Below are 319 nucleotides of genomic sequence, written 5' to 3'. Positions count from 1 at the left end.
GTGCACTCAAAGACGTTGCTCTCCATATTGATGAGGGAGACAATCGAAATGTGATCATGAAAAATCGTACCGGTACCCGCTGGCGTCTGCCGACCAAAAGCGCTACATCTCTGGTCAACAATCCCTTTTTTAAGCGAATGCAACCGGTCGGTATCGCGGATGTACTGCGGTATGTAGAGCGCGAAACCGGGTTCATGAAATGTCTGACTCATGTACTTCCGATACAAAAACAAGGGTTCACTCATCAGGATGATTTACTGGCCATTCTGATTGCCAACGCCACTCACCGTGGTGTGTATGGTATGGCGCAGATCTCCGA

The 319-nt window shown here is 48.9% G+C and carries 1 protein-coding gene; it reads left to right on the top strand.

All coding sequences use genetic code 11. From position 1 onward, the window contains the following. Positions 1 to 319, top strand: a 319-nt coding sequence (locus ACX5KA_RS18290) for a Tn3 family transposase (RefSeq protein WP_458731832.1), incomplete at both ends; no start/stop codon positions are given.

This window comes from Alteromonas alvinellae (genome assembly GCF_902705805.1).
The sequence above is the reverse complement of the archived record's forward strand: the minus strand, read 5'-3'. Positions and strand labels throughout refer to the sequence as shown.